General features: G+C 73.3%; 6 protein-coding genes. All 6 read right to left on the minus strand.

Annotated features, from left to right (window positions below):
- Window positions 1–156: 156 nt before the first annotated feature.
- Window positions 157–735 carry an arginine repressor gene (locus MHY49_RS18600; protein WP_200501715.1) on the minus strand — a complete coding sequence of 193 codons (579 nt, stop codon included), beginning with the start codon at window positions 733–735 and terminating at the stop codon, window positions 157–159.
- Window positions 732–1,712: an ornithine carbamoyltransferase gene (argF, locus tag MHY49_RS18605; RefSeq protein ID WP_239206658.1), complete on the minus strand. Its 981-nt coding sequence runs from the start codon at window positions 1,710–1,712 to the stop codon at window positions 732–734. Before argF ends, MHY49_RS18600 begins: the two co-directional genes overlap by 4 nt.
- A gap of 1 nt (window position 1,713) precedes the next feature.
- Window positions 1,714–2,988 (minus strand): acetylornithine transaminase, encoded by a 1,275-nt coding sequence (locus MHY49_RS18610; RefSeq protein ID WP_239206659.1) that lies wholly within the window; start codon window positions 2,986–2,988, stop codon window positions 1,714–1,716.
- Window positions 2,981–4,021 carry an acetylglutamate kinase gene (argB, locus tag MHY49_RS18615; protein ID WP_239206661.1) on the minus strand — a complete coding sequence of 347 codons (1,041 nt, stop codon included), beginning with the start codon at window positions 4,019–4,021 and terminating at the stop codon, window positions 2,981–2,983. The genes MHY49_RS18610 and argB overlap by 8 nt, the downstream gene beginning before the upstream one ends.
- Complete coding sequence (gene argJ / locus MHY49_RS18620; RefSeq protein ID WP_239206663.1) at window positions 4,018–5,187, minus strand: bifunctional glutamate N-acetyltransferase/amino-acid acetyltransferase ArgJ; 1,170 nt, start codon at window positions 5,185–5,187, stop codon at window positions 4,018–4,020. The genes argB and argJ overlap by 4 nt, the downstream gene beginning before the upstream one ends.
- A gap of 61 nt (window positions 5,188–5,248) precedes the next feature.
- Window positions 5,249–6,379: an N-acetyl-gamma-glutamyl-phosphate reductase gene (gene argC, locus MHY49_RS18625; RefSeq protein WP_239206665.1), complete on the minus strand. Its 1,131-nt coding sequence runs from the start codon at window positions 6,377–6,379 to the stop codon at window positions 5,249–5,251.
- Window positions 6,380–6,429: the final 50 nt, after the last annotated feature.

Raw genomic sequence — 6,429 nt, forward strand, 5'->3', positions numbered from 1 at the left:
TTCGGTCAGGGGTTATGCCCCTTCGTTTGGGGTGTACGCGGGGGGGTGCGTCGGCGCGGGGCCGACGGCGGTCGGGTCGGGGCGGGGCCGGTGCTGCGACGGGTGCGTCCCTGCCGACGGAGGTCCGGGGTCATTGTCCCCCGGCGCGGGCTCGGCTCAGGGCGCGGTCCGCGTGGTGTCGACGTCGGCGTCGGGCGGCTCGCCCTCGCCCCGTCGGCCCTCGGCGAGGGCCAGGAGGCGGGCGGCGATGGCGTCGGCCGCCTCGTTGTCGCGGGCCACGAGCAGCACCGTGTCGTCGCCGCCGATCGAGCCGACGAGCTCGGGCAGCACCGAGCGGTCGATCGCGGAGGCGAGGAACTGGGCGGCGCCCGGCGGGGTGCGCAGCACGATGATGTTCTGCGCGACGTCGGCCGAGGCGAGGAGCTCCTCGATCAGCCGGCGCAGCCGGGCCCCGATCAGCTCGGTGCTCGACACCCGGCGCGTGCTCCCGGGGTCTCCCCCGTCGGCCGGCACCTGGTAGACGAGCCCGCCGCCGCTGCCGCGGACCTTCTCGGCGCGCAGCTCGACGAGGTCGCGCGAGAGGGTCGCCTGGGTGACGTCGATGCCGCATTCGCCGAGGAGGTCCGCCAGCTGCGCCTGCGAGGAGACCTCGCGGGTGGTGAGCAGCTCGACGATGCGCTCCTGGCGGGCGGTCTTCGTCTGCGCGAGCGTGCGCGGATGGTCCGTGGTGCTCATCGCTGCCCCAGGGGTCGCGCGTGCGCCGCGGAGGCCTCGTCGGGATGCTCGAGCAGCCACGTCAGCAGCGCCTTCTGGGCGTGCAGGCGGTTCTCCGCCTCGTCCCAGACCACCGAGCGGGGCCCGTCGATCACGGAGGCCTCGACCTCCTTGCCCCGGTACGCCGGCAGGCAGTGCAGGAAGATCCCGCCCGAGCGGGCCATCAGCGACTCGGTCACCGCGTACGGGGCGAAGGTCTCCTCGCCGCGACCGCCCTCGCCCTCCTGGCCCATCGAGACCCAGGTGTCGGTGATGACGGCGTCGGCCTTCTCAACCGCCTGCGCGGGATCGTCGGTGATGGTGACGCTCCCGCCGGTCTCGCGTGCGGTGGCCTCGGCGTCGCGGACGACGGGGGAGGCGGGCAGGTGGCTCGCCGGCGCCGCGATGCGCACGTCCATGCCGGCGGTGACACCGCCCAGCAGGTAGGAGTGCGCCATGTTGTTCGAGCCGTCGCCGAGATAGGCCATCGAGCGCCCCTCGAGCGCCGCGTCATCGGCTCCGAGACCACCCGTGTGCTGGGCGATCGTGAGCAGGTCCGCGAGGATCTGACAGGGGTGGAACTCATCGGTCAGCGCGTTGATCACCGGGACGGTCGCATAGTGCGCCATCTCCTCGATGCGGGACTGGCCGAAGGTGCGCCAGACGATCGCCGAGACCTGCCGGGTCAGCACGCGGGTGGTGTCGGCGATCGACTCGCCGCGGCCCATCTGGCTCGTCGCCGCGTCGAGCACGAGCGGACTGCCGCCGAGCTCGGCGACGCCGGTCGCGAAGGACACGCGGGTGCGGGTCGAGGACTTGTCGAAGATGACGGCGACCGTGCGCGGCCCCTCGAGGGGCCGACGGGCGAAGCGGTCCTCGCTGAGCGCCTGGGCGAGCTGCAGCACCTGCTTCTGCTCGCGCGGGCTCAGGTCGTCGTCGCGCAGGAAGTGACGGGGCATCTCAGGACCTCTTCTCGGTGGTCGCGGTGTCGGTGGTCTCGGTGTCGGCAGGTGCGCTCGCCGCGTCGAGCAGCCCGGGCAGGGCGTCGACGAAGGCGTCGAGCTGGTCGCTCGTGATGATGAGCGGCGGAGCCAGGCGCAGTGTGCGCGGGTTGGCGGCGTTGATGATGAACCCGGCGTCGAGCGCCGCGCTGACGACCTGCGGAGCGATGGGGTCGGCGAGCGCGATCCCCCGCAGCAGGCCCTCGCCGCGGATGCCGAGCACGCGCGGATCGGTCGCGGCGAGCTCGCGGATGCGGTCCGCGAGGTGCCCGCCCGTGCGCCGGGCGTTGCCCAGGAGATCGTCCTCGGCGATGGTGCCCAGCACGCTGAGGGCGACCGCCGCGCCGAGCGGGTTGCCGCCGAAGGTCGTGCCGTGCTGACCGGGCTGCAGGAGGGCGCGCGCCCGCGGGCCGTAGGCGATCACGGCTCCGATCGGGAAGCCGCCGCCCAGTCCCTTGGCGAGGGTCATGACGTCGGGCACGACCCCGTCGACCCCCTGGTGGGCGAACCAGTGCCCGGTGCGGGCGATGCCGGTCTGCACCTCGTCGAGGATCAGGAGGGTGCCGTGCTGCGTGGTCAGCTCCCGGGCCGCCCGGAGGTACTCGGGGTCCAGAGGCACCACGCCCGCCTCGCCCTGGATGGGCTCGAGGAACAGGGCCCCGACGTCGCCCGGGGCGAGGGCGCGGGCGAGCGCATCGATGTCGTTCGGGGGCACGAACTCGACGCCCCCGGGCAGGGGCTCGAAGGGGGCGCGGTATGCCTCCTTGTGGGTGAGCGCGAGGGCGCCCATGGTGCGGCCGTGGAAGGCGTTCTCGAGGGCGAGGATCCGCGGGCGCTCGGTGCGCCGCGCGAGCTTGAAGGCCGCCTCGTTGGACTCGGTGCCCGAGTTCGTGAAGAACACGCCCGAGCCCTCGGGGGCCTGCGCGAGGCGCAGAAGGGTCTCGGCGAGCTCGATCTGGGTGGGCGTCGCGAAGAAGTTCGAGACGTGCGCGAGCGCCTCGACCTGCTTGGTCATCGCGGCGACCAGCGAGGGATGCGCGTGACCGAGCGCGTTCACGGCGATCCCTCCCAGCAGGTCCAGGTACTCCCTGCCCTGGGCGTCCCACACGAGCGCGCCCTCGCCGCGCACGAGCACCCGCTGCGGCGTGCCGAAGACGCCGAGCATCGAGCGGGAGTAGCGCGCGGCGAGGTCCTCGCCGTCGGCCGCCTGCTCCTCTGCGATCCGCTCAGACATAGTCGTCCCTCCTCACCATCGTGCCCACGCCCTTGGCGGTGAACACCTCGAGCAGCACCGCGTGCGCGATCCTGCCATCGGTCATGGCCGCGGTCCGCACTCCGGCGTCCACGGCGTCCAGCAGCGACTCCGCCTTCGGGATCATGCCCGCCGTGAGCGAGGGCAGCATCTCGCGCAGGGCGCTCGCGCTGATCTCGGGGATCAGGGAGTCGCGATCGGGCCAGTCCCGGTACAGCCCCTCGACGTCCGTGAGGACGACAAGCTTCTCGGCGTCGAGCCCCGCGGCCAGGGCGGCCGCCGCGAGATCGGCGTTGATGTTCAGCACCGCGCCCGTCGGCCGCCCGTCGGCGTCGATCTCCGGGGCGATCGAGGAGACCACGGGGATCCGTCCCGCATCCAGCAGGTCCTGGATCGACTCCGGCCGCACCTGGGTGACCGCGCCGACGTGCCCGAGGTCGAGCTCCTCGCCGTCGACCACGGCGCCGCGGCGGCGCGCGGAGAACAGGCGAGCGTCCTCGCCGGACATGCCGATCGCATAGGGCCCGTGCTCGTTGATGAGGCCGACGAGCTCGCGGCCCACCTGGCCCACGAGCACCATCCGCACGATCTGCATGGTCTCCTCGTCGGTCACGCGAAGACCCGCGCGGAAGGCGCTCTCGACGCCGACCCGCTCGAGCATCGCGTTGATCTGCGGGCCGCCGCCGTGGACGACGACGACGTGGATGCCGGCATGGCGCATGAAGACCATGTCGGCCGCGAAGGCGCGGCGCAGCTCGTCGTCGATCATGGCGTTCCCGCCGTACTTGACGACGACGATCTTGCCCATGAAGCGCTGCATCCAGGGCAGGGCCTCGATGAGGATCTCGGACTTCGCGCGGGCGTCGGCCTGCGCGGGCGTGAGGTCCCCGAGGGGGTTCTTGGAGTCCGCGAGCGGCGCGGCGGGCGCGGTCGAGCTGGTGGAGCCGGGCGCGGCGGGTCCGGTGGAGCCGGCAGCACCGGGCGCGCCGGACGGGGTGGAGGTCGTCTCTGTCATGAGGAGTAGGCGCTGTTCTCTTCGACGTAGTCGTGGGTGAGGTCGTTCGTCCAGATGTCGGCGTCGGCCTCCCCCGCTCCGAGGTCCACCTCGACGAGGGTCTCGCGCGGGGTCATGTCCACCAGGGAGCGGTCCTCGTGGGCCCCGCCCTCGCGGCAGACCTGCACGCCGTTCACGTGCACGGACAGGGCATCGGGGTCGAAGGGCGCGACCTCCTCGGGCACGCAGCCCGCGGCCGAGACGATCCGCCCCCAGTTCGGGTCGTTGCCGAAGACCGCTGCCTTCACGAGGTTCGAGCGGGCGATCTCACGGGCCACGGCGAGCGCCGCGTGCTCGCTGGTGGCGCCGGTGACGACCACGTGCACGTCGTGGCTCGCGCCCTCGGCGTCGGCGACGAGCATGCGGGCGAGGGAGGCCGACGCCTCGCGCAGGGACTCGGCGAGCTCGGCGGCTCCGACCTCGATGCCGCTCGCGCCGGAGGCCAGCAGGATCACGGTGTCGTTCGTGGACATGCAGGCGTCCGAGTCGACCCGGTCGAAGGTGGTCCGGGTGGCCTCCCTCAGGGCGGAGTCGGCGACGTCCGCGGTCACGACGGCGTCCGTGGTGAGGACCACGAGCATCGTCGCGAGCTGCGGGGCGAGCATCCCCGCCCCCTTGGCCATGCCGCCGATGCGGGCGCCCGAGGGCGTCGTGATCTCGACGGTCTTCGGCACGGTGTCCGTGGTCATGATCGCGCGCGCGGCGTCGGCCCCGGCATCGGACCCCGGATCCAGGGCGTCGCGGGCGCTCATCGCGCCCCCGAGGACCGCGTCCATCGGCAGGCGCTCGCCGATCAGCCCCGTCGAGCAGACCAGGACGTCCTGGGAGGAGATCTCGAGGAGCGCCCCGACGTGCTCCGCGGTGCGGTGGGTGTCGGTGAACCCCTCGGGGCCCGTGCAGGCGTTGGCGCCGCCCGAGTTCAGGATCACGGCGCGGGCGCGGCCGTCGGCCACGGCCTGGCGGGACCACTGGACGGGCGCGGCCTGCACGCGGTTGGAGGTGAAGACGGCGGCCGCGACGTCGAGCGGCCCCTGGTTGAGGACGAGGGCGAGGTCGGCGGCGGCGGACGCCTTGATGCCGGCGGAGATCCCGGCGGCGAGGAATCCCTCGGGGAAGGTGACGGACATGGTGTGTCTCCCGTGGTGCATGAGAGGCGGACGATGGAGGGGCGCCGAGGGGCGCGGGCGCTCAGGGCGCGAGGGCGGTGCGCGGCAGGCCCAGGGTCTCCGGGAGGTCGAGGGCGATGTTCATGGACTGCACGGCGGCGCCGGCGGTGCCCTTGACGAGGTTGTCGATCGCGGAGATCACCGTGACCTGCCCGCTTCGTCGATCCACGGTCGCGCCGATGCGCACCGTGTTGGCGCCGACCACCTGCTGGGTGCTGGGGACGGCCCCGGCGGGCAGGACGTGCACGAACGGCTCGTCCGCGAAGTCCGCGCCGAGAGCGTCCAGGAGCGCCTGCTCGGTGACTCCGTCGCCCGCGGGCGCGGTCACCACGGCGAGGATGCCGCGGGTCATGGGCACGAGGACTGGGGTGAAGGTGAGGCGCGCGTCGGAGGTGCCGGAGGCGCGGCGCAGGTTCTGCAGGATCTCGGGGATGTGCCGGTGCGTGCCGCCGACGCCGTAGGCCGCGGCGCCGCCCGCTGCCTCCGCGAACAGCAGGTGCTGCTTGGGGCTGCGGCCCGCGCCCGAGTACCCGACCGGGAGGACGGCGCTCAGTGCGCGATGGTCGACGAGGCCGGCGCGCACGAGCGGTGCGAGGGCGAAGGTCACCGCGGTCGCGTTGCAGCCGGGCACGGCGATCTCGCGGGCGGTGCGCAGCAGGTCGCGCTGGCGGGGGGCGGCGTCGGCCGATCCCTCGGCGACCAGCGGCAGCTCGGGCATGCCGTAGGTCCACGTCCCCGAGTGCTCCCCCGCGTAGTAGTCGGCCCAGTCCTGGGCGCTCTCGAGCCGGTGGTCCGCGCCGAGGTCGACGACGAGCACCCCGGGATCGCTCGCGCGCAGCTGGGCGGCGATCTGCCCGGACTGGCCGTGCGGCAGGGCCAGCACGACCACGTCGTGGCCCGAGAGGTTCTCGACGGTGGTGTCGACGAGCTCGAGATCCTCGTCCAGGTGCACGTGGGGCGCGACCTCGCTGAGGCGCTTGCCGACGCTCGAGTGCGCGGTCACGGTGGTGACGTCGATCTGCGGATGGTCCGCGAGGATCCGCAGGGTCTCGCCGCCCGCGTACCCGGAGGCGCCGACGACCGCGGCGCGCAGACGCGCAGGGGCGTGCGGGGTGTGCGGTGCGGGCGCGTCGAGGGCTGCGGAGGACGTCATACGCAGAACTATACAGAAGGATGCATAGTCACGCACATCGGGGTGAGGGT

Origin of the sequence: Brachybacterium sp. ACRRE (genome assembly GCF_022346485.1) — a bacterium.
Lineage (GTDB): Bacteria > Actinomycetota > Actinomycetes > Actinomycetales > Dermabacteraceae > Brachybacterium > Brachybacterium halotolerans.

Bases quoted from the DNA above. Each gene is read 5' to 3' on its own strand.
- argJ (WP_239206663.1), bottom strand. From the start codon at position 5,187: ATGTCCGTCACCTTCCCCGAGGGATTCCTCGCCGCCGGGATCTCCGCC.
- argF (WP_239206658.1), bottom strand. From the start codon at position 1,712: ATGCCCCGTCACTTCCTGCGCGACGACGACCTGAGCCCGCGCGAGCAG.
- argB (WP_239206661.1), bottom strand. From the start codon at position 4,021: ATGACAGAGACGACCTCCACCCCGTCCGGCGCGCCCGGTGCTGCCGGC.
- MHY49_RS18610 (WP_239206659.1), bottom strand. From the start codon at position 2,988: ATGTCTGAGCGGATCGCAGAGGAGCAGGCGGCCGACGGCGAGGACCTC.
- argC (WP_239206665.1), bottom strand. From the start codon at position 6,379: ATGACGTCCTCCGCAGCCCTCGACGCGCCCGCACCGCACACCCCGCAC.
- MHY49_RS18600 (WP_200501715.1), bottom strand. From the start codon at position 735: ATGAGCACCACGGACCATCCGCGCACGCTCGCGCAGACGAAGACCGCC.